Origin of the sequence: Peribacillus sp. NPDC006672 (assembly GCF_050274955.1) — a bacterium.
Taxonomy (GTDB): Bacteria; Bacillota; Bacilli; order Bacillales; family DSM-1321; genus Peribacillus.
This window is the reverse complement of sequence record NZ_JBNNOR010000006.1, coordinates 21897-42276: the sequence shown is the minus strand read 5'-3', so window position 1 is coordinate 42276 and position 20380 is coordinate 21897. Positions and strand designations below refer to the sequence as shown.

22 protein-coding genes and 2 riboswitches are annotated in these 20380 nt (G+C 40.5%); of the genes, 15 read left to right on the top strand and 7 right to left on the bottom strand.

Annotation, left to right across the window (positions count from 1 at the left end):
• The first annotated feature begins 53 nt into the window (after window positions 1–53).
• Window positions 54–809 carry an LCP family protein gene (locus tag ACQKKK_RS11250; RefSeq protein WP_427616265.1) on the top strand — a complete coding sequence of 252 codons (756 nt, stop codon included), beginning with the start codon at window positions 54–56 and terminating at the stop codon, window positions 807–809.
• Window positions 810–988: 179 nt separating this feature from the next.
• Here ACQKKK_RS11250 and mtnA read toward each other — a convergent pair whose 3' ends face one another.
• From mtnA to ACQKKK_RS11235, 3 genes are all read right to left on the bottom strand, one after another.
• Complete coding sequence (mtnA, locus tag ACQKKK_RS11245; protein WP_427616264.1) at window positions 989–2032, bottom strand: S-methyl-5-thioribose-1-phosphate isomerase; 1044 nt, start codon at window positions 2030–2032, stop codon at window positions 989–991.
• Between the two features lie 14 nt (window positions 2033–2046).
• Window positions 2047–3249 carry an S-methyl-5-thioribose kinase gene (gene mtnK, locus ACQKKK_RS11240; RefSeq protein WP_427616263.1) on the bottom strand — a complete coding sequence of 401 codons (1203 nt, stop codon included), beginning with the start codon at window positions 3247–3249 and terminating at the stop codon, window positions 2047–2049.
• Window positions 3250–3326: 77 nt separating this feature from the next.
• Window positions 3327–3481, bottom strand: a riboswitch (SAM riboswitch).
• Between the two features lie 71 nt (window positions 3482–3552).
• Window positions 3553–4335, bottom strand: coding sequence for a carbon-nitrogen family hydrolase (locus ACQKKK_RS11235; RefSeq protein WP_427616262.1), 783 nt, complete (start codon window positions 4333–4335; stop codon window positions 3553–3555).
• Window positions 4336–4434: 99 nt separating this feature from the next.
• Here ACQKKK_RS11235 and ACQKKK_RS11230 point away from each other — a divergent pair, with 99 nt between their 5' ends.
• From ACQKKK_RS11230 to ACQKKK_RS11200, 7 genes are all read left to right on the top strand, one after another.
• Window positions 4435–5607, top strand: coding sequence for a pyridoxal phosphate-dependent aminotransferase (locus ACQKKK_RS11230; protein ID WP_427616261.1), 1173 nt, complete (start codon window positions 4435–4437; stop codon window positions 5605–5607).
• 132 nt (window positions 5608–5739) lie between these two features.
• Window positions 5740–5892: riboswitch (SAM riboswitch) on the top strand.
• Between the two features lie 104 nt (window positions 5893–5996).
• On the top strand, window positions 5997–7229 hold the full coding sequence (gene mtnW / locus ACQKKK_RS11225) for a 2,3-diketo-5-methylthiopentyl-1-phosphate enolase (RefSeq protein ID WP_427616260.1): 1233 nt from the start codon (window positions 5997–5999) through the stop codon (window positions 7227–7229).
• Window positions 7230–7235: 6 nt separating this feature from the next.
• Window positions 7236–7895, top strand: coding sequence for a 2-hydroxy-3-keto-5-methylthiopentenyl-1-phosphate phosphatase (locus ACQKKK_RS11220; protein ID WP_427616259.1), 660 nt, complete (start codon window positions 7236–7238; stop codon window positions 7893–7895).
• Entirely contained in the window at window positions 7892–8521 is a 630-nt protein-coding gene (locus ACQKKK_RS11215; RefSeq protein ID WP_427616258.1) for a methylthioribulose 1-phosphate dehydratase, read from the top strand. Before ACQKKK_RS11220 ends, ACQKKK_RS11215 begins: the two co-directional genes overlap by 4 nt.
• Before the next feature lie 24 nt (window positions 8522–8545).
• The gene (locus ACQKKK_RS11210) at window positions 8546–9079 is read left to right on the top strand and encodes an acireductone dioxygenase (protein WP_427616257.1); all 534 of its coding nucleotides are present in this window, start codon (window positions 8546–8548) and stop codon (window positions 9077–9079) included.
• A 121-nt stretch (window positions 9080–9200) separates the two neighbouring features.
• Window positions 9201–10127: a CobW family GTP-binding protein gene (locus ACQKKK_RS11205; RefSeq protein WP_427616256.1), complete on the top strand. Its 927-nt coding sequence runs from the start codon at window positions 9201–9203 to the stop codon at window positions 10125–10127.
• Between the two features lie 65 nt (window positions 10128–10192).
• The gene (locus tag ACQKKK_RS11200; protein ID WP_251429117.1) at window positions 10193–10360 is read left to right on the top strand and encodes a hypothetical protein; all 168 of its coding nucleotides are present in this window, start codon (window positions 10193–10195) and stop codon (window positions 10358–10360) included.
• 35 nt (window positions 10361–10395) lie between these two features.
• Here the strand turns inward: ACQKKK_RS11200 and ACQKKK_RS11195 are convergent, their stop codons facing one another.
• Window positions 10396–10638 carry a hypothetical protein gene (locus tag ACQKKK_RS11195; protein WP_061463574.1) on the bottom strand — a complete coding sequence of 81 codons (243 nt, stop codon included), beginning with the start codon at window positions 10636–10638 and terminating at the stop codon, window positions 10396–10398.
• A 111-nt stretch (window positions 10639–10749) separates the two neighbouring features.
• On the opposite strand from ACQKKK_RS11195, the gene ACQKKK_RS11190 reads away from it, so the two are divergent.
• From ACQKKK_RS11190 to ACQKKK_RS11165, 6 genes are all read left to right on the top strand, one after another.
• A complete protein-coding gene (locus tag ACQKKK_RS11190) occupies window positions 10750–11016 on the top strand; it encodes a hypothetical protein (RefSeq protein ID WP_427616255.1) in 267 nt (88 codons plus the stop codon).
• A gap of 106 nt (window positions 11017–11122) precedes the next feature.
• Complete coding sequence (locus ACQKKK_RS11185) at window positions 11123–12085, top strand: YncE family protein (RefSeq protein ID WP_427616254.1); 963 nt, start codon at window positions 11123–11125, stop codon at window positions 12083–12085.
• Window positions 12086–12090: 5 nt separating this feature from the next.
• The gene (locus tag ACQKKK_RS11180; RefSeq protein ID WP_427616253.1) at window positions 12091–12777 is read left to right on the top strand and encodes a response regulator transcription factor; all 687 of its coding nucleotides are present in this window, start codon (window positions 12091–12093) and stop codon (window positions 12775–12777) included.
• The gene (locus tag ACQKKK_RS11175) at window positions 12774–14189 is read left to right on the top strand and encodes a sensor histidine kinase (protein ID WP_427616252.1); all 1416 of its coding nucleotides are present in this window, start codon (window positions 12774–12776) and stop codon (window positions 14187–14189) included. The genes ACQKKK_RS11180 and ACQKKK_RS11175 overlap by 4 nt, the downstream gene beginning before the upstream one ends.
• A gap of 19 nt (window positions 14190–14208) precedes the next feature.
• Window positions 14209–14646, top strand: a complete 438-nt coding sequence (locus tag ACQKKK_RS11170) for a FixH family protein (protein WP_427616251.1) — start codon at window positions 14209–14211, stop codon at window positions 14644–14646.
• Window positions 14647–15102: 456 nt separating this feature from the next.
• Complete coding sequence (locus ACQKKK_RS11165; protein WP_427616250.1) at window positions 15103–15837, top strand: CAP domain-containing protein; 735 nt, start codon at window positions 15103–15105, stop codon at window positions 15835–15837.
• Between the two features lie 209 nt (window positions 15838–16046).
• Here ACQKKK_RS11165 and ACQKKK_RS11160 read toward each other — a convergent pair whose 3' ends face one another.
• Window positions 16047–16514, bottom strand: coding sequence for an Hsp20/alpha crystallin family protein (locus ACQKKK_RS11160; RefSeq protein WP_427616249.1), 468 nt, complete (start codon window positions 16512–16514; stop codon window positions 16047–16049).
• Window positions 16515–16673: 159 nt separating this feature from the next.
• On the opposite strand from ACQKKK_RS11160, the gene ACQKKK_RS11155 reads away from it, so the two are divergent.
• Window positions 16674–17447 carry an SDR family oxidoreductase gene (locus ACQKKK_RS11155; protein WP_427616248.1) on the top strand — a complete coding sequence of 258 codons (774 nt, stop codon included), beginning with the start codon at window positions 16674–16676 and terminating at the stop codon, window positions 17445–17447.
• Window positions 17448–17497: 50 nt separating this feature from the next.
• On the opposite strand, the gene ACQKKK_RS11150 is transcribed toward ACQKKK_RS11155, so the two are convergent.
• Together ACQKKK_RS11150 and ACQKKK_RS11145 are read right to left on the bottom strand one after the other, a co-directional pair.
• Window positions 17498–18853: an MATE family efflux transporter gene (locus ACQKKK_RS11150; RefSeq protein ID WP_427616247.1), complete on the bottom strand. Its 1356-nt coding sequence runs from the start codon at window positions 18851–18853 to the stop codon at window positions 17498–17500.
• Window positions 18854–19198: 345 nt separating this feature from the next.
• Entirely contained in the window at window positions 19199–20311 is a 1113-nt protein-coding gene (locus tag ACQKKK_RS11145) for a mechanosensitive ion channel family protein (RefSeq protein WP_427616246.1), read from the bottom strand.
• Between the last annotated feature and the right edge of the window lie 69 nt (window positions 20312–20380).

Sequence of the window (20380 nt, the reverse complement as noted above, 5' to 3'; positions counted from 1 at the left end):
ATGGAAATGCAGGTACGGAAAAAAAGCTAACAAAAGAAGTGATTCAAGAAGGCGTGAAAACATTTCTGTTAATTGGTGTTGATTCTCGCGGGGAGGAAAAATCTCGTTCAGATGCGATTATACTGGCAAAATACTTTCCTGAGCAGGAGAAACTAAAGCTGGCTTCCATTATGCGTGATAGTTATGTGAAAATCCCTGGGGATAAATCAGGATATAACAAAATAAATGCAGCGTATTATTATGGTGGAAAGGATCTGCTAAAGAAAACCATTCAGGAAAACTTTAATGTCAAGGTCGATCATGTGGCAGTAATTGACTTTCAGGGATTTGTGAAGATGGTTGATTTACTTGCCCCTGAGGGGGTAGTTGTGGATGTGGATCAGGAAATTATTGATGATATGAGCATTCAAGCAAGCGTTGGTAAAAATGTTTTACATGGTAATGAAATATTGAAATATGTCCGTTTTAGACATGACGATGAAAGTGATTTTGGAAGGGTAGAGCGTCAACAGGAAGTATTGGTTCAATTAAAATCAGCGTTTATAAATCAAATATCATCCTTCGAAGGGATGGCGGTCCTTCCTAGCATAATCGAACAAGGACTTTCGTATTTAAATACTGATATTGGGGTGAAAACGATTATGGAAATGGGTCCAAAAGCCGTCTTCCATACACCTGATACCGTTGAAACTCTAAGGATCCCCGTAGAAGGAAGCTATAAAGATGAAATATATCCCCATACCGGAGCCGTGTTGGAAATGGACTATGCTAAAAATAAGAAGGCACTTCAAGAATTCTTTACAAAATAAGAATAACTAATCATCATTTAGTATCGAAGACATCAATTGAAAGAAGTGATTTGTTCAAATCACTTAAATTATTTTATAATAGACCTCGCAAGAATATTACTATTTGATTTTCTTTAAAAAACGAGAAGGATACCTTAAATCCGTCTCGTTTTTTAATATCAATAAAATGACCTGGATCACTAAACAAAATGCGGAATGTTTTTTACAAAATCCGGTGTAATGAGGCCGTTTTCTGTAATGATGCCCGTAATTAGATGATTCGGTGTAACATCAAAGGCTGGATTGAATATCTTCACGTTTTCCGGAGCGATCCGTACACCTTGAATGAAGGCGATTTCCGCTTCATCCCGTTCTTCGATCGGGATGGATAAGCCGGATTCGATTGAAAGGTCGAATGTGCTTGATGGAGCGGCCACATAAAAAGGGATACCAAAGTGCTTGGCTAATATGGCCAATCCCAATGTCCCGATTTTATTGGCTGTATCCCCATTAGCCGCAATCCTGTCGGCACCAACTATAATTCCATTGATCCGTTTTTGATGAATCGTATGTGCAGCCATATTATCAGAAATTAAGGTGACGTCAATCCCCGATTGCATCAGTTCCCAAGCAGTCAAACGTGCCCCTTGCAGCACAGGTCTGGTTTCACAAGCGTACACTTTTAGCGGAAAGCCCCTTTCTTTTGCAAGGTGGAAGGGAGCCAAGGCTGTTCCATAACGTGCTGTGGCAATCCCCCCAGCGTTGCAATGCGTTAGGATGGAATCTCCTTTAGCGAATAAGGATAAACCATGTTCCCCGATTTTCCTGCACATTTCTACATCCTCAGTAAAGATGGCTTTGGCCTCCGTTACAAGTGCTTCTTTGGCAGCTGATATGCTTTGTGCTGCTTGCAAGGTGCTTTCCATCCTCCTTAATGCCCAAAAAAGGTTGACTGCAGTAGGCCTGGAAGAGGCGAGCTTTTCAATATGCCGAATTACATTCTTCTTGAATTCCCCTAATTCAGTAGTTGTTTCCTGTTTGGCACCAAGTGCAACGCCAAATGCTGCCGTCAGTCCAATTGCTGGGGCGCCGCGTACTTTTAATGTCAAAATGCTGTCATATACATCATCAACTGAATGAAGTTCAATGAATTCAGTTAAGGAAGGCAGGGCTTGTTGATTTAATAATGTAATATGGGTATCATCCCATTGTACCGAATATGGTAAGGGTGCTAGTGTCGTCATGTACAGGTCTCCTTTTAAAGGGCTGAATAGGATGGAAGAGTATGTTTTTTCAACGAATCAATGACAGCTGGAACATCCAATTTTCCCCGTTTTTTAATTAAAAAAGCACCAATCTTCAATGTTGTCGCTTTCGCGGCGATCCTAGTTTCTTTATCTTCAATGACATTTAGATCGGCAACATGGGATAGGCCAATGGTTCGCCGAATCAGTTCGCACCCGGCAAAACCGAATGCGTCCCTTTTGAATTTAGCCAGTAAATATGGTAGATAACCCTTCACATTGCGGAATGGACTTATATTTTGGGTGTTCCATAGTTCAGTATATGCTCTATCAAAGGCATTCCAAAATTGATGGAGGTGTGTGAAAATCTCTTCCTTTCCAGCGCCGTTACGTGTGACTGCCTGAAAGAGAAGGTTGGCTGTGTATTGACCTAGGTCAAAACCAACTGGGCCATAAAAAGCGAATTCTGCATCAATAACCTTTGTTTCAGTTTCACTTGCAAATATACTTCCTGTATGTAAATCTCCATGAATCAAGGATTCCTGCTCGGTTTCAAAGATTTGTTTCAGCTTGGCGACTTCAAGTATCACATCTTGATCATTCCAAATACTTTTGGCGGCATCAGTCAATTCTACCTCGAAATCTCCGGGGAGCTCCTCGAAAAAAGGATCCGTGAAAATGAAGACCTCAGTGATTTTGCAAAGCTCCGGATTCGTGAAATGTCGGGCCACTTCTTTTTTCGCAGAGGGTTCTAAATGATAATCGGATGTATAAAATGCCGTCTTCGCTACATACTCACCGATATGCTGCGAAAGCAATGGATATGGATCACCATCGATCAATCCTGTTCTAACGATTTTCAAATGCGATAAATCTTCCATGACTGTGATGGCAAGCTGCTCATCCGAATAATAGACTTGCGGTACGAATTCGGGACAATAGCTTTTGAAATGAATAAGGGCATTGGCTTCAATGGCAGCCCTTTTCAATGTCAGCGGCCAGCTTTCGCCAAGTACCTTGGCATATGGGACCGCTTGTTTGATTATTATTCCTTTATTTGTATCTGTGTCTGTAATATGAAAAACATAATTTAAGTTACCATCTCCGATTTCTCTACAGTTTAAACTGGCATCCGCATTGACCAACCCAAGTTTTTTTGCAAAGGTTATAGCTGTTTCGTTTGTTAATCTTTTAAAATTCGAATGGTTTTGAGTCATTTTTTTCCCTCCAGGTTCAAAATAAGAATAAAAAAGCCTCTTTCATATAGAAAGAGGCAGAAGTTTTGGCTTCGGACCTCTCATCTCCCAGAAAAATGAATTCTGGTGGAATTAGCACCGTGCTCTGTGGATTTTATAATCCGGCGGTGGATCCGCCCCATTTCACAATGGTATTACAGTCGGTTGCTGGGCTTCATAGGGCCTTTATCCCTCAGCCTGCTCTTGATAAGAGTATATGTTTTCTGAAATTTTAATCTTCGGGAAAATAATATCAATTTTTTAAATAGTTTGTCAATGGGGAAATTAATAAAAATCCGGCCGGCGATCTTCGAATACAGGTATTTTGTTACGAGCATCCGTAACTTTAGTGAAATCCAAGGTACCTGTCAATAGCTCGTTTTCTTCTCCCGCTTCACTTACGATATCTCCCCATGGATCAATAATCAAGGAATGACCAGCAAATATATTATTGACATCCGAACCTGAACGATTAACGGCTACAACATAGGCTTGGTTCTCGATGGCACGGCTAATCAATAAGGATCTCCAGTGATCGAGTCTGGGCTTAGGCCATTCTGCGGTTACGAATAGAACTTCGGCACCTTGAACAGCATGGGCGCGCTGCCATTCCGGGAAGCGGATGTCATAACAAATGAAACCAGCACATATTTTTTCATCAAGAGTGAATAAACCTTCTTTTTCACCTGGCTGCAGGAAGTGATGTTCATCCATCAATTGAAATAAGTGGAGCTTATCATACTCTTTAATGAGATTTCCATCCTTATTGATGATGATCATGGTGTTATAGATACCTTTGCCTGTTTTTTTGGCAATGGAACCTCCAATGATGTGAAACTGGTGTTGCTTTGCCTGGGTTTTTAAAAATTCCATCGTTTTTTCTGCCTCTTCATCAGCAATCTCATTTAACCTGGTCAAGTCGTATCCGGTTGTCCAAAGTTCTGGTAAAATAACGATATCGCTTTTGGATCGTGCTGCTTTTTCCATCCATTGTTCTGCAACCTGAAAATTGATTTCTGGTTGCCCGAAGGCAATATCCATTTGAATACAGGCTATTTTCCACTTCATCGTTTAAACCCCCCACATGTAAAAAATACTTTACAAGACTATGATAAACATATATCATTTGTGACTAGAATTTCAAGAAATTTCAGAGAAGGTGTATAAATGTTGCAATTCGAAAAATCCAGACAGCTTCAGGACCTGCCAAAGCAGTTTTTTGCCTCACTTGTCGCAAAAGTCAATGCGATTACGGCACAAGGACATGAGGTCATTAATTTAGGCCAGGGAAATCCTGATCAACCGACGCCTGAACATATCGTGAAAAGTTTACAGACTGCCGCTGAAAGATCAATTAATCATAAATATTCACCGTTCCGGGGATATCAGTATTTAAAGGGTGCCGCTGCCGTCTTTTATGAACGTGAATATGGTGTCAAGCTGGATCCAAATAGTGAAGTGGCGATTCTCTTTGGAGGAAAGGCAGGTCTTGTCGAACTGCCGCAGTGTTTATTAAATCCAGGTGATACGATCCTAGTTCCCGATCCCGGCTATCCGGATTATCTTTCAGGTGTAGTGTTAGCCCAGGCAAAAACCGAACTCATGCCCTTGACAGAAGAAAATGGTTTTCTTCCAAATTACAAAGTTATACATAAAGACGTGCTTGATAAAGCCAAAATGATGTTCTTGAACTATCCGAATAATCCCACTGGTGCTTCTGCAACTGAAAGTTTCTTTGATGAAACCGTCTCCTACGCAAAAGAGCATTCAATTTGTGTGGTCCACGATTTCGCTTATGGAGCGATAGGGTTCGACGGAAAGAAACCGACAAGCTTTCTCCAGGCAGAGGGAGCGAAGGATGTAGGAATAGAAATATACACACTATCGAAAACATACAATATGGCAGGGTGGAGAGTGGGCTTCGCAATGGGGAATAAAAGTGTCATAGAAGCTCTTGAACTATTACAAGACCATCTTTATGTGAGTCTCTTCCCGGCGATACAGGAAGCAGCGGCAAGTGCTTTGCTTGACTCGCAGAGCTGTGTAGAGGATTTAGTGAAGATGTATGAGGCCCGCAGGAATGTTTTCATTGAGGGATTAAGGGCAATCGGATGGGATGTCAAAGCTCCTGAAGCATCATTTTTTGCCTGGCTCAAGGTACCAAAAGGTTTTACGTCAGAGAGTTTTGCAGACTATTTATTAACGCATGCCCACGTAGCTGTTGCCGCAGGGAATGGATTCGGTGAATTTGGCGAGGGTTACGTAAGGGCAGGGCTTCTGACTTCGGAAGAACGGCTAAAAGAGGCTGTGGAACGGATTCGCACATTAAAATTGTTTTAACGAAGGATTGAGGTATCCAATGTATCCACCTTTAAATGGTTAAAAACGTATTGACAAAGTATGGATTACCTGTCAGAATACAAAATAAATTCTTAATCTTTCGACACTTTAATGTAACTATATATCAGCGTTTTCTTATTTTGAGCAGGTGGAGGGACTAGCCCTATGAAGCCCAGCAACCGACCGTAATTCCATTGTAAAATGGGGCGGAATTCTTCGCCGGATTTTCATGAAATCCACAAGGCACGGTGCTAATTCTTGCAGCCAATGGCTGGGAGATAAGAAGATGGCTTTTTAAAGCCTCTTCTTTATATGAAGGGGTTTTTGCCATTTTGAGCAATGTCAGGTTAATGACTTCGAGAGTTTACTAACGTAATAGGAGTGATCAGATGAGCGAGATAGTCGCTACTTATTTAATTCATGACTTTAATGGAAATCATGAGAAAAAAGCAGAGAGCATTGCGTTAGGTTTGACTGTGGGGACATGGACGGACCTGCCCCATTTAGTCCAGAAGCAACTGGAAAAGCATAAGGGACGTGTAGTATCCGTAACGCCACTATCTGAAGAAGAGAGGGCAAACGGCTATTTTAATTGTAAAGTGTACCGTTCGCTAATAAAAATTGCCTATCCGGCAGGGAATTTCTCTAATGATTTACCTGCAATCCTTACGACGGTCTTCGGCAAACTTTCATTGGACGGTGAAATAAAACTGATCGACCTGGATTTTGTCGGTGATATTCAAAAAGCATTCCCAGGACCGCAATTTGGCATTACAGGCATAAGGGAAAAGATTGAAGTATTTAACAGGCCCCTGGTGATGAGCATCTTTAAAGGTGTATTAGGAAGGGATCTAACCTTCCATAATGAGCAACTGAAGCAACAAGCATTAGGAGGTGTCGATCTAGTTAAAGATGATGAGATTCTCTTCGACCAGGAACAGACTCCATTTTTCGATAGAATAAAAACGGGAAAAAGAATATTGAATGAAGTCTTTGAAACCACTGGCCACCGAACTTTATATGCTGTCAATCTATCAGGGAAAACATTTGATTTATTGGATAAGGCAGAGCAAGCGGCTGAAGCAGGGGCAGATGCTTTATTGTTCAACGTTCATACATATGGTTTGGATGTATTGCAAGCCTTGAGTGAACATGATCATATCAAGCTACCGATCATGGCGCATCCCGCATATAGCGGGGCATTGGCATCTTCATCATTTTATGGGATCGGCTATCCATTATTGCTTGGTAAATTAGTGAGGTTATCAGGTGCGGATTTATCCTTGTTCCCATCCCCTTATGGAAATGTCGCACTTGAAAAAAACGAGACATTAGCGATTGCTGAAGCTCTGACAAAAGATGAATTTTCATGGAAAAAGGCCTTCCCAGTTCCTTCTGCAGGCATTCATCCGGGCATGGTTCCCGACCTGATCAAGGATTTTGGGCTGGACAGTGTGATTAATGCCGGAGGTGGAATTCACGGACACCCTGACGGAGCAGAGGGCGGGGCCAAGGCTTTCCGTTCTGCTGTGGAAGCCGTTCTCGCAGGAAAGGACTTATCAGAAGCGGCGGCTGAGGAAGAAGGACTAAAAAAAGCTCTTGTTTTATGGGGAGGCTTGTAAGAAATAATGAAACCGATCATCTTTTGCGATTTCGATGGAACGATCACCAACACAGATAATATCATTTCCATCATGAAAAAATTTGCGCCTCCGGAGTGGGAAAAGTTGAAAGACGATGTCCTTCAGCAAAAAATCAGTATATCTTCAGGGGTCGGGGATATGTTTTCCTTGCTTGATAGTGGCTTGAAGGATGACATCGTACAATATGTAATCGAGACGGCCGGCATTCGTCCCGGATTTTATGAATTCGTTGAGTATACGAAAAAAGCCAACATCCCTTTATATATTGTAAGCGGAGGCATGGATTTTTTCATTGAACCTCTTTTAAATGATATCTTGCCACCAGATTCCGTTTATTGCAACAATGCATTTTTCAATAAGGAAAAAATTTATATTGAGTGGCCTCACGCTTGTGATGACCAATGTAATAAGGATTGCGGTTGCTGTAAGCCATCAATTATGAGGGGAATTGCGAGTGCGGGTGATTTTAAACTCGTTATTGGAGATTCAGTGACGGATTTTGAAGCGGCAAAACAGGCCGATTTTGTCATAGCCCGTGACATGCTGCTTGAGAATTGCGATAAAGAAGGGATTCCTCATCAAGGTTTTGAAACGTTTTATGATGTAATTGATATTTTAAAGCGGCGGGAGGAGGTAAAAGCTTGAACACTCATACTGAAGAATGGCTGGAGCTAGCGGATATTAAAGCTGAACTGGCCCAAAGGGATTGGTTTATGGGAACAAGCGGGAACTTGTCCATCCGCGAGCCGAAAAGTCCTTTCTTTTATATTACGGCAAGCGGTAAGGATAAAAGGAAGCAAACGGATTCGGACTTTTTATTGGTGGATTTAAAAGGAAAACCAGTTGAAGAAACGGAGCTAAGGCCATCGGCCGAAACCTTGCTTCATACCGTAATTTACGGGAAAACCAATGCGAACTGTGTACTCCATGTCCATACAGTTGAAAATAATGTGATATCCGAATTGTATGGAGATGTAGGTCAAGTTTCTTTTCATAATCATGAAATCATAAAAGCGACCGGACGGTGGGATGAAGATTCAGAGCTTCGGATTCCAATCATATATAATCACGCTGACATTCCACAGTTATCCGATAAGTTCAAGCCACATGTCGAAGAAGACTCTGGCGCCGTGCTGATCCGCAATCATGGTATTACGGTTTGGGGTAAAAGCGGATTCGAAGCAAAAAGAATACTTGAGGCTTGCGAATTTTTATTTCAATTTCAACTGTTGCTTAATCAACAAAAGGCGTTTGCAGGTTCTTTAAGATAAAAGATCATTGAGGAGGAATGAACGATGGCGACGATTAGGTTCCATGAAACAAACGAGGTTATTGAAAACTTTGAACAGGTAAAAGCCTTTTTAGAAACACAAGGGGTTATTTATGAGCAATGGGACATTTCGAAATTACCGGCCCATCTTGTGGAAAAATACGATCTGACAGATGCTGACAAGGATGAAATCCTTTTCACATTCAAATCAGAAATAGCGGAAATTTCCGAAAGAAGAGGCTATAAAGCCCAAGATATCATCACATTATCCGATGCAAATCCAAAGTTGGATCAAATGCTTGAAAACTTTAAGCAGGAACACCACCATGAAGATGATGAAGTGCGTTTCATAGCAGGCGGAACGAGTATTTTTGCCGTTGAGGGCAGCGATAAGCAGTGGTTTGATGTACGGCTTAATCCAGGAGATCTTATTAGTGTACCAGAATTCACACGGCATTTTTTCACGCTGGCAGAAGATAGAAAAACTGTAGCTGTCCGTATTTTCGTTACAGTGGCAGGATGGGTGCCGATTTACGAAAAAGACGAAGTTCAAGCATGATTCATTATTGAAAAACCAGCTTACGGGCTGGTTTTTTTGCAGTTCAGGCAAGTGCTTTAAAAAGATAAGTATGATAAAATTAACGGAATCGAATTTAACAGGATTATAGGAGCAGATACGAATGAAAACAACTGAAGTTTACATATTAGGCGGATTTCTCGGCAGCGGGAAAACGACGCTTCTACGAAATATATTAAAACAGGAAAGTGAAGCGAATAGGAAAGTGGCCGTCCTTTTAAATGAGCTCGGCAGTGTATCGGTGGACAGCGGCCTGATTGGTGATGAAGTGCCACTGAAGGAGTTGTTTGACGGGTGCATTTGCTGCACAATTCAGGATAAGCTGGAGGTTCAGCTTCATGAATTGCTAACTGAAAACGACCTGGATGCCGTTTATATTGAAACGACGGGCGCCGCGCATCCAGTTGAAGTATTGGATGGCATCATGTCGCCGCTTTTCGCCAAAAGACTGGATTATAAAGGGATTATAACGGTCGTCGATTTATTACGGTGGCGCGACCGGGAAGAACTGTCTCCGCAGCTTCGGCAGTTGCTTGCTGAGCAAATCCACCATGCGGATTTCATATTATTGAATAAAGCGGACCTTGTAAGTGAGATGGAGGCCGGACAGCTGATATATTCGATACAGGCGCTGAACACCGATGCTGTTTGTTTATTGACGGAATATGCGGCCATTTCCTTGATATCGTTGCAGCAGATTCAAAGAAAACGGCAAAATGGCCATCAAAAGCTTGATGTACATGACCATTTGCATTTAACTGCAGTGGTCCATACATTTGAGGGGGCCGTGGCACAAACTGACTTTGAAGATTGGCTTAGGGGCCTTCCGGAAACGGTCTATCGAATGAAAGGATACATTTCCTTTACACATTCACAACACCCCCATTTATTCCAATACTCATACGGAATGCCGATGTATATGAATGAAATGATGAAAATGCCATTGAATATCGTCATTATCGGTGAAAAGTTGGATAGGGAAATTATCATCAGCCAGTTGAAGTCTTTGGAAAAGAAAGCGGCCCAATAAACGTTTGCCGTCCATTAAAGAAGGGAAACATAAAAGGACACTTTCTTATCAAGGAGGCGGTAATATTGCCATGGAATAAGAATGATTATCCGAATTCGATGAAGAATCTAGATAAAGATGTCAGGGAAAAGGCTATTGAAATCGCGAATGCATTATTGGATGATGGATATGAGGATGGAAAAGCCATTCCAATTGCCATTGACCGGGCTAAAATGTCGGTGGGAAAAGATTGAAAAAATGGTCAGACCATATATGGGTCTGACCATTTTCATTGTTGCAATCCAAAGGCGGCAAATGTCTTTTCGTCTTCAATTAATCCGCAAGCAGCACATTGCACCCGAATTTCTGGACCATTATATGCTAGATGGAACGGTTGAAGCGAATCGTTCGAATATTGTTCAACAATCTCACCGGATTGCGGATCCTTTTTAATGGGGGTTGATACTTGCTTAATGAGGTTGAAGCGAGATTTATTTGTCCGGCAATTCGGACAGCGGTATACTTGAGACATTGTACTCACTCCTTTTTTTGAATTTTTTTATAGCGTAATCTTAATATTAAGTTAGTCTTTACAAACTTGATTAATAATATGTATAAATTAGTAATGGATGGAAGGGATAATATGAAAGATAATGTCAGGCAAGAAGCAATACTGGAGGCTTATTTAAGTTTATGGAATAATCGTAAGCTGCCGGATGGAGGTGGAAGGGAAGTATTATCGGAACTCATTCGCCGTGAGCTTTTAGATGAAAATGCACACCCCCGTGCCCGGAAACCGGTACTGGAAAAGTTTTACCTCTGTATTAAACGCGTGATGGGATCTTCGCTTTCAGAAGAAATGAAAAACGCAATCGTCATGTCCTATGTCACTGAATTGGAAAGGTTATGATACGGATGCTTGTTTAAAGAATATTCTTTTCCGCTTCATACTTTTTTCACAAATCATTGTTAAAATTTTAAAAAAATAGATATTTAATGAATAAGGAGCTTAAAATATGAAGTGGGGCATTGGGCTTTTTCTTGCCATCGTACTGCTTACTGGTTGTAATGGCAGTCATACATTTACAAAAATAAATGAAAGTGAATCTTTCTTGGCGACAGTCAATATCAAGGATACCTCCCTGACTTTCATAGATGAAAACTATCATCAATTTGCCAAATGGGATATTTCAGAACCATTTACCGGAGCCCTGCTCTTGGCAGACAAAGATACTATCCTGCTTTATGGAAAAGATATGGAGAAAGTCCAAGTGTACTCTTTATCTGAAGGAAAACTGATAAACAGTTGGGAAATTGGGAAAGGGATCGTCAATATGCAGTTATTACATGATGGAAAAAGCATCGTGGCAGTCAATCAATCGAATCACTCCATTTATTTTTTAAATGATGAAGGTGAGGAACAGGATATAGTCAGGGTTGGTAAAAGCCCTTTGACCGTTCTTCAGGGTGAGCAAGCGAATCGCTTGTATGTAATTAATTTTGGGGATACCAAATGTTCAGTGATAAATCTTGAAACCAAAAAGGTCGAATTCGAATTTCCCATACATAGTTCCAGCACTGGCTCATTATTGAGGGAAGAAAAGGATGAAATATGGATCGGAGGACACGGTGATGGAGATCAAGTGGAAGAAGATCTATATATTTATTCGGCAAAAACGGGAGAGTTGAAGAAAAAGTTGAAGGCTCCCACCATGCCGATAAAGTTCCTGGAGAATGCTGAAGGCATTTTTGTCCTTAGTCATGGTACAAGCTCCTTATATAAATTGAATGATCAATATGAGGAAGTGAAAAGCAAGGTGGTCGGCGTCAACCCTTTTGAAATGGCGAACTTTAACGAAGATGTGGTCGTAGCGGGATATGATAGTGATGAAGTGTATGTAATGGATGCTGGAACAGTCGATGTTAAAAAAACGATCAAAGTCGGTGAAGGTCCATTCCAATTGATATTGAGGGAGTAGTTGACATGCATGTTTACACCATTTTAGTCGTGGATGATGAAGAAGATATGCGGAATCTAGTTGAAATGTATTTGCTGAACTCAGGTTATCGATGCCTTCAAGCTGCGAATGGAAAAGAAGCCATTAGTATGGTTGAAACACAGGAAGTGGATTTAATCCTATTGGATATCATGATGCCAGGTATGGATGGTTTCTCGGTATGTGAAAAGATTCGTGAAAATTGGGAGATTCCTGTAATATTTGTTAGTGCGAAAGGTGAAGAGTGGGATAAGGTGAAAGGGCTGAAGCTCGGCGGGGACGATTATATCGTCAAACCGTTCAATCCAGGAGAATTGGTCGCTAGGGTCGAAGCGGTATTGCGAAGGACAGGAAAACTATCATTGAAAGAAGAGGATCAAAACCATGTAGGATTCGGTAAAATCAGCTTAAACTTACGATCCAGAACGGTTTTGGTGGAAGGGACCCCCATCAATTTAACCTTGAAAGAATTCGAGTTGCTCTTATTCCTCATGCGTCATAAAAGTCAGGCACTTAGCCGTGAACAACTGCTTGAAAATGTATGGAACGGGGAGTATGGGGGATCTTTACGTACAGTGGATACCCATATCAAAACGTTAAGAATGAAATTAAGCGCGGCCGATTACATTCAAACCGTCTGGGGAATCGGTTATAAGATAGAGGAAAAGAAATGATTAATAAATGGAGATCCCTCTCTTTTAAATTATGGCTTACCATCATCACCGCCATCATCCTCTCCGTGCTGTTCGCTTACTCCCTTTCCCAATATTATTATAAAAATCTATATGTGGAGAAGCTTAAAACAGATTTAGTCAATGAAGCGTCATTGCTTGGTGCTGATTATACCGGCGGTGAAATCAGTGAAGACTTCAAACAAAAAGTTGAATGGTTTAACAGTAAGAATGATAGCGAGGTCTTTGTCGTCAGCAATCCCAGGGAATTGAGTGCCTGTCTCCCTTTTGAAATCAATTATGACACCCTCATTTCTGAAGAAGAACGACAAATGCTTTTAGACGGGAAAGCCGTTGAAAAAGAGGGGTACGAGAAAAGGTTTGAAAAGAACATCGTAGCGGCCATCATACCCCTGATTGACGAGAATCGCCTCGAAGGCATCATCTATACGTATATTCCAGTAGATTCTATTACGGTCTTGCTTAAGGAATTTGCTGCAAAGTGGATGGCAGCGGTTCTTTTATTCTTGATTGTGGCGATTTTTTTTACTACGAAATGGCTAAAAAAGCTAATCAGTCCAATCAAGGACATCGAGACTGCTGCCCATCGAGTCTCAGAGGGCAATTATGACATACAGGTTCAGGTAAGGAGTCATGATGAAATAGGTAAACTGGCAAAAGCCTTTAATGATATGGCGAACTCCATCCATTTGGAAGAAGAAAGAAAAAAAGAGTTTCTTGAAAATGTTGCACATGAGCTCAGAACCCCGCTTAGTTACGTAAAGGGATACACGCAGGCCATTTTGGATGGTGTAGTGAAAAATGATGAAGAGGAACGTAAATACCTTCAACTCATTTCAAGGGAGACTCTTAGGCTGCAGCGGCTTGTGGGAGATCTGATGGACTTATCAAAAATGGATAGTGCTCCATTCTTGTTAAATAAAACCCCGATTGCCTATGCGCAATTCATTGAAGACGTACTTGTGAAATATGAACCGATAATAAAGGAAAAGCAATTGGGCTTGCAGGTCGATCTGGATCCAGACCCGATTATTATTGGGGATGAAGGCAGGATGGAACAAATCCTACATAACATTTTTGATAATGCCATTCAGTACACGGATCCTGGAGGATCAATCAATATTACCTTGATTCAGCATAAAGAAAATTGCGAACTGGTGGTTACTGACACGGGTAACGGGATTCCTGAAGCGGATCTACCATATATTATGAATCGTTTTTACCGGGTGAACAAAGCACGCAGCCGTTTTGATGGCGGGTCAGGGCTCGGACTGTCCATCGTCAAAAAATTGGTAGAATTGCAAAATGGCAAAATCGAAATAGAAAGTAAAGAAAAAAGAGGAACAAAAGTCAGAGTAGTGCTACCTATAATAGGAGAAGAATTGATTACATAAAAAGGGGATACGTTCAAAAATGAAAAGAATCATGTTATTTTGCATGGCGTTAATTTTATTGGCTGGATGCGGTAAGGAAGAGGAAATTCCGAAAATGTTAAATGTCGATTTAGCTGTCGACCCAATTCATGGAAAAGTGAATGAGCCTGTGAAGTTTCAGGCAAAAGTTACCTATGGGGATGAAGAAGTGACAGATGCGGATGATGTCAGCTTTGAAATTTGGCTTGCAAATAGCAATGACCATGACAAGATTCCTGTAAAACATAAAGAAAACGGGATTTATGAATTGGAAAAGACTTTTGAAGAAGAAGGAACCTATTATGTATATGCCCATGTAACGGCAAGGGATATGCACAACATGCCAAAGAAGAAATTCGTTATAGGCAAACCAAGCCCTCCTGAACAAAATGGTGGTAAAAAGGAAATGGACGAGATGAATGATGAAGAAATGAAATGATGAATGTACAATCAACCAAAACAATTCGGTGGAATCCGGATTGTTTTTTTATTTGGAAAAATGTTCATGGGGGATAGGGTTGAATGATGAAGTTTAACGGCGAAATGTCGAAGTTAAATTGAAAAAAATGTAACATAAAAGTAAAGAAAGTCATAATAATTAACTTGAAAACGATATGTCAACGGAAAGTTATTAGTATTCCATGGAAATGGTTCTATGTAACTACCATTGACAAGGAATGTCTGGAAAAATATGAGTATTTATACTACCTTTCAGAAACATAGATAGTTAAAGCATTTTTGCAAGATTTCTCTAAAACTTGGATAATAATATTTTCTCATTCGCATCCTGTGAATTTAATGGAAATTGATGGTGCAAATATTACGAAAAATGCATGATATGATAATTCCAGAAGCAAAACACAACACAAAATGAACATCACAGGAGGAAATAAGAATGAAAAAGAAAATGTTTATGTCCGCAGCAGCAGCAGCAGCTATTATATTCACAGGAGTAGGAGTTAACCAAGCAGAAGCAGCCAACTGTGATACTGTGAAACAAGCAACTTATCAATCTATGAATAAAGAGGATATGCAAAAAGTCCTTAACAAATACTTAGCTAAATACAATATCACTTTACCTGCACCACAAGTGCAACAAAAACCAGTTCAAACACCTGGTCAACCAGAAGCTGGAACAACGAACCAAGCAAAACCTGAAGCAAAACCTGAAGCAAAACCTGAGGCAAAACCTGAAGCACCAGAAGTAACACCTGATAAATCGACTGATGAAAAAACAGAGACAAGCTCTGAATTAAGTGCTTTTGAACAAGAAGTTGTTAAATTAACTAATGCTGAACGTGAAAAACAAGGTTTGGCAGCACTTAAAGTCGACACTGAGTTGAGCAAAGTTGCACGTATTAAGTCTCAAGACATGAAAGATAAAAATTACTTTGATCACAATAGCCCAACTTACGGCTCACCATTCGATATGATGAAAAAATTCGGAATCAGCTATACATCAGCTGGCGAAAACATCGCACAAGGTCAAAAAACACCTGAAGAAGTGGTACAAGCTTGGATGAATAGCCAAGGACACCGTGAAAACATCATGAATTCTAGCTTTACTCATATTGGAGTAGGTTACGTAGAATCTGGTAACTACTGGACTCAACAATTCATCGGAAAATAATAGATTAATAGAAGAGTGCATTCCATTAACATGGGGTGTGCTTTTTTGTACGCAATTGATCAATTAATTCTAATGGAAAGGCATGATTTGTGACATCGGATTGGTTTTCTGTAATGTGCCGAAATCTAATCGAATGAATGGGTGGTTGTTGGCAACAAGACAAAGAAGGAACCGCACCATAAAACTTGTGTGGTCCCGTTGAAGCCAAATCAAATCTCGGATACATCGATTTCTGAATACTGAGAATTGAAACTTTTCTGAAGGCGTATTTCCAATGTTGATTCTTTATATTGGGCAGATGCTCCTTTTTTCTTAACAAGAGCGGGAAGTGTTATGACATGCCGATCTGACTCTTCTGGAATCCCCTCGATGATGGATTGGTTAGAGGTATGGTAAAGTTTCATTTTCTTTAGCCAAGATTCATCCTTAATGGGAATTCTCACAAAGACATATAAATGGGTTTCAAAAACATCTGCATGTAAAGGATGTTCAGATTTGGCATTTTCTTTTTGTGGCCCGCCTTCACTATGGTTCATCATTCCTTGCATATTGTCAGGGATCATCTGTGAAAATACCTTTTCAATGAATGATTGTACATCACTTTGCTGCATATTTTTCATGAAGTCCTTTTGGTTCGGGTTATTTTTAAAAGAAAAAAGTGAATTCCAGGGAAACATATTGAATTCCTCTCTCCTGCTTAAGGGCTGACAGGTTTATTTCTTATATTTTATGCTGGCTAAAGCCCATAGGTTCGTTTTTATAATTACTAAATTATAGAAAATGGGTCAAACTTATGTATAATTAAGTAAAATCCATTAGATAAAGAGGGTAATCCTGTGGATGAAAAAGTAGCTTTTATTACTGGTGGAGCAACGGGAATCGGCAAAAGGATGGCAATTTCACTTGCGGATAATGGAATGTCCATTATCATTACTTATCGAAAAAGTAACAAGGCAGCCTTAGCATTAGTGGATGAATTGCAGGAAAAGTACAATGTTAAGGCACTTGCGATTCAAGGTGATTCGTCAAGTGAGAAAGATTGCCGAAATATATTGCAGTTGGTCTTGGAGGCTTTTGGCCATGTTGATATCTTCATTCATAACGCAGGGCCTTATATGCATGGTCGCAAGTCCATGACTGAATATGACAGTGATGAATGGAAGTACATCATGGATGGAAATTTAAATGGTTTTTTCTATTTTGCCAAGGAGCTTATTCCGCAAATGCGCAGTAGAAGATGGGGGAGAGTCATCACTTTAGGGTTTGAGAGGTGTGAAACTGCACCAGGTTGGATATATCGTTCTGCTTTTGCCGCTGCAAAGAGCGGATTGACCTCCTTAACTAGAACTTTAGCTGCCGAAGAAGCTAAACATGGGATCACTGTGAATATGGTCTGTCCTGGAGATATCATAGGTGATTGGAAAGAGGAGGAAATTAAGGTTGCAAGAGGAGAAAAGGATGATACGGTTCCAGTCGGCAGGCCGGGTACAGGGGAGGATATAGCAAGGGTCATCACGTTTCTATGTGATGAAAAATCAGATTTCATTACCGGGAGCATCATACCGGTAACTGGAGGTAAGGATGTTCTTGGGAAAATATATAAAGCCTAGTGGTTTAGGGTAAAAAAGGTGGGGCTGGTGTAATCCAGCCCCACTCTTTATCATGCCATTTTTTTATACTCTACTTGCTGTATGAACCTTAAGCGAGCAGCCAACCCTATAGCTCCGAGAGCCAAGCCGGAAATTAAGCCGATCCAATACCCAAAGGCTCCCATATCCGTATACTGTGCAAAGAAATAGCCAATGGGAAGCCCAAGAATCCAATAGGAGACCAGGGACATTGCAAATGTGACATTTACATCTTTATATCCACGCAATATACCCTGTATAGGTGCCTGCAGGGCATCTGATATCTGAAAGAAGATGGCATAGATTAAAAAATGTGATGTCAGCATCATTACCTCATGGTCTTTAGTGTATACAGAGGCGACAGGTTCGCGGAAGAGGAATAGGATGGTCGACAAAACGAGCGACATCGTCAATGCCATCGATATGCCAATCCAGGTGTACTCTTTGGCATCTTTATAACGGGCTGCCCCAATTTCAAATCCAATGACGATCGTCAATGCCATGGATATACTCAACGGCATCATATAAAGCAGTGACGCAAAATTCATGGCAATCTGATGTGAAGCAATCGTCACGGTATCATACTTACTCATCAAAAGGGTAACGGCCGAAAAAATGCTTGTTTCAAAAAAGATGGCCAGCCCGATAGGCACCCCAATCAATAATAAGGCACGCCATTCTTTCCAGGAAATCGGGAAAAATTCATTGAAAACCTGATATGTCGAAAATGGGTTGATTTTCACCACTACAAGGATGGCAACCAGTGCAATTAACCAATAAGTAATGGCAGTAGCGTACCCGGAACCGACTCCCCCGAGTTCTGGGAATCCAAACTTCCCGTATATTAACAGGTAATTAAATATGACGTTAATCGGGAGTGCACACAAGGTAATGATCATGGAGATCCTCGTCTGCCCGAGTGCATCTATGAATGCCCTCAACGCATTATAAACGAATAAAGGAATGATTCCGATAGAAAGGGCAATCAAATAATCATGCGCCACCCGATGGACATTATCTTCAAGATCCATGGCATTCAATATGGGATTCAAAGAAAACGCCCCAACGATTAAAATGGCCAAGGCTAAAGCGACAGCTAAATAAATGGCCTGCATCACGGAATAGGGAACGGATTTGGACTGCCTGGAACCAACGAGCTGTGAAACCACCGGGGTTAAGGCAATCAATATCCCACTTAGCCCCGTGTACACGGGGGTCCATAGCGAACTGCCGATCGAGACGCCGGCAACGTCCTGTGTACTGTATTGCCCTGACATCATTACATCAAAAAAAGTCATGGCAAATAGGCCGATTTGAGTTATCAGGATAGGTATCAATATATAAAATAACATGCGGGTTTTTTGCGATTTAGTATATGTCTGATTCATCAAAGTACCTCAATATAAATATTTGAAATTTTCAACACAATGAAAGAATTATATCACATAAGCGTGTGATGTTTTAAGCTTTTAATTGAAGTTAAAAAAGACTTGCCATTTTAGGGCAAGTCTCAGTTTGTAGACAAACTCCATAATAATTGAGTTTGTCTACAGATTTTTTTATGGCTTGTAAAATTAGAACAGTGATTTCCACTCCAGGCACTCGCTTTCCGCGGGCGGTCCGGGAGCCTCCTCGGCGCTTTGCGCCTGCGGGTCTCCCCTAGACGCGCTTTTCCCGCAGGAGTCTCGCACCTTCCGTTCCATCAACTTTGTTATAAAATTAAATCTCTTTTGTCAGTCGCGCATTGATTCAAAATCATTCATGGCTTCTATATTTGAATCTTTTTGAAGAATGAAAGCTTGGGAAGGGATGGCAATTTGTACATCTTCCTGCTCCAATATCTCCATTATTTTAAAGTTCACATCTTCTTTGATTGATAAATATCCTCCAAAGTCAGTCGCATTCGTAAAGAAATAGAGGTAAAGGTTGAAGCCGGAATGGCTAAACTCATCAAACTTTACAAGAATCGTTTCCGGATGTACTTCTGAATGATTAATCAACATTTTTTCTATGTCTCTAATGACATTTTCCAATTTTACTTTTGGCGTTGTAACATTCACACCCAAATGGAAGGCAATCTGTCTTTTACCCATCTTTGACCAGTTAATGATCGGTTCATTCGAAAGGGTCGCATTTGGAACCGTAACTAAAGCTTGGGCGAAAGTCCGAACTTTGGTGCTTCGGAATGTGATGTCTTCAATGGTTCCCTCCACACTTGGAGTTTTGATCCAATCTCCTATTGTAAAAGGTTTTTCGGTGACGATGACAATACCCCCGAAGAAATTGCTGACGGTATCTTTAGCGGCAAGAGCGAAAGCCAATCCACCCAAACCAAGGCCTGCAACAAATCCATCAACATTAAATCCCCATTCTTCCGCAATGATGGACGCACCAAAAGCAATGATGATTAACTTCATGATTTTCGTAAAGAACGGCATGACGATTTGATCGACTTCAAGTCCCAATTTACTTACTAATTTCGGAAATAAAATAGTTAAGATCGAACTGATATTGAAAATCGTCCAAAAGAATAAGAAGACAAAAAATGATCTGTATATTTTCAATCTTAATTCAGTCGAAGGTGAGTCAAGCGGGAAATATTGCATCGAAATAATAATACCAATCAAAACGATAAGCAATCTTACCGGCTGTTCGATAGCGAGCATTAAGTTGGCCGCAAATTCAACTTTACGTTTTTCTGCAATTCGAAGAAAGAATTTAAATATATATTTAGTAAATACTTTCCGAAGCAAAAGGAATATTAGAAAAATACCTATGGAAATTCCTAATTGGGTCCAGGCTTCGATTCCATCAAAATGATGGAGAGATTTAGAAACTTCTTGCAATGTATTACTCCTCCAATGTATCTTGTAGTATTGTAGAATACTAAGATTATAATATATTCATGTTGAAAA

Bases quoted from the DNA above. Each gene is read 5' to 3' on its own strand.
- mtnA (WP_427616264.1), bottom strand. From the start codon at position 2,032: ATGACGACACTAGCACCCTTACCATATTCGGTACAATGGGATGATACC.
- mtnK (WP_427616263.1), bottom strand. From the start codon at position 3,249: ATGACTCAAAACCATTCGAATTTTAAAAGATTAACAAACGAAACAGCT.
- ACQKKK_RS11235 (WP_427616262.1), bottom strand. From the start codon at position 4,335: ATGAAGTGGAAAATAGCCTGTATTCAAATGGATATTGCCTTCGGGCAA.
- ACQKKK_RS11230 (WP_427616261.1), top strand. From the start codon at position 4,435: ATGTTGCAATTCGAAAAATCCAGACAGCTTCAGGACCTGCCAAAGCAG.
- mtnW (WP_427616260.1), top strand. From the start codon at position 5,997: ATGAGCGAGATAGTCGCTACTTATTTAATTCATGACTTTAATGGAAAT.
- ACQKKK_RS11220 (WP_427616259.1), top strand. From the start codon at position 7,236: ATGAAACCGATCATCTTTTGCGATTTCGATGGAACGATCACCAACACA.
- ACQKKK_RS11210 (WP_427616257.1), top strand. From the start codon at position 8,546: ATGGCGACGATTAGGTTCCATGAAACAAACGAGGTTATTGAAAACTTT.
- ACQKKK_RS11205 (WP_427616256.1), top strand. From the start codon at position 9,201: ATGAAAACAACTGAAGTTTACATATTAGGCGGATTTCTCGGCAGCGGG.
- ACQKKK_RS11195 (WP_061463574.1), bottom strand. From the start codon at position 10,638: ATGTCTCAAGTATACCGCTGTCCGAATTGCCGGACAAATAAATCTCGC.
- ACQKKK_RS11190 (WP_427616255.1), top strand. From the start codon at position 10,750: ATGAAAGATAATGTCAGGCAAGAAGCAATACTGGAGGCTTATTTAAGT.
- ACQKKK_RS11185 (WP_427616254.1), top strand. From the start codon at position 11,123: ATGAAGTGGGGCATTGGGCTTTTTCTTGCCATCGTACTGCTTACTGGT.
- ACQKKK_RS11180 (WP_427616253.1), top strand. From the start codon at position 12,091: ATGCATGTTTACACCATTTTAGTCGTGGATGATGAAGAAGATATGCGG.
- ACQKKK_RS11175 (WP_427616252.1), top strand. From the start codon at position 12,774: ATGATTAATAAATGGAGATCCCTCTCTTTTAAATTATGGCTTACCATC.
- ACQKKK_RS11170 (WP_427616251.1), top strand. From the start codon at position 14,209: ATGAAAAGAATCATGTTATTTTGCATGGCGTTAATTTTATTGGCTGGA.
- ACQKKK_RS11165 (WP_427616250.1), top strand. From the start codon at position 15,103: ATGAAAAAGAAAATGTTTATGTCCGCAGCAGCAGCAGCAGCTATTATA.
- ACQKKK_RS11160 (WP_427616249.1), bottom strand. From the start codon at position 16,514: ATGTTTCCCTGGAATTCACTTTTTTCTTTTAAAAATAACCCGAACCAA.
- ACQKKK_RS11150 (WP_427616247.1), bottom strand. From the start codon at position 18,853: ATGAATCAGACATATACTAAATCGCAAAAAACCCGCATGTTATTTTAT.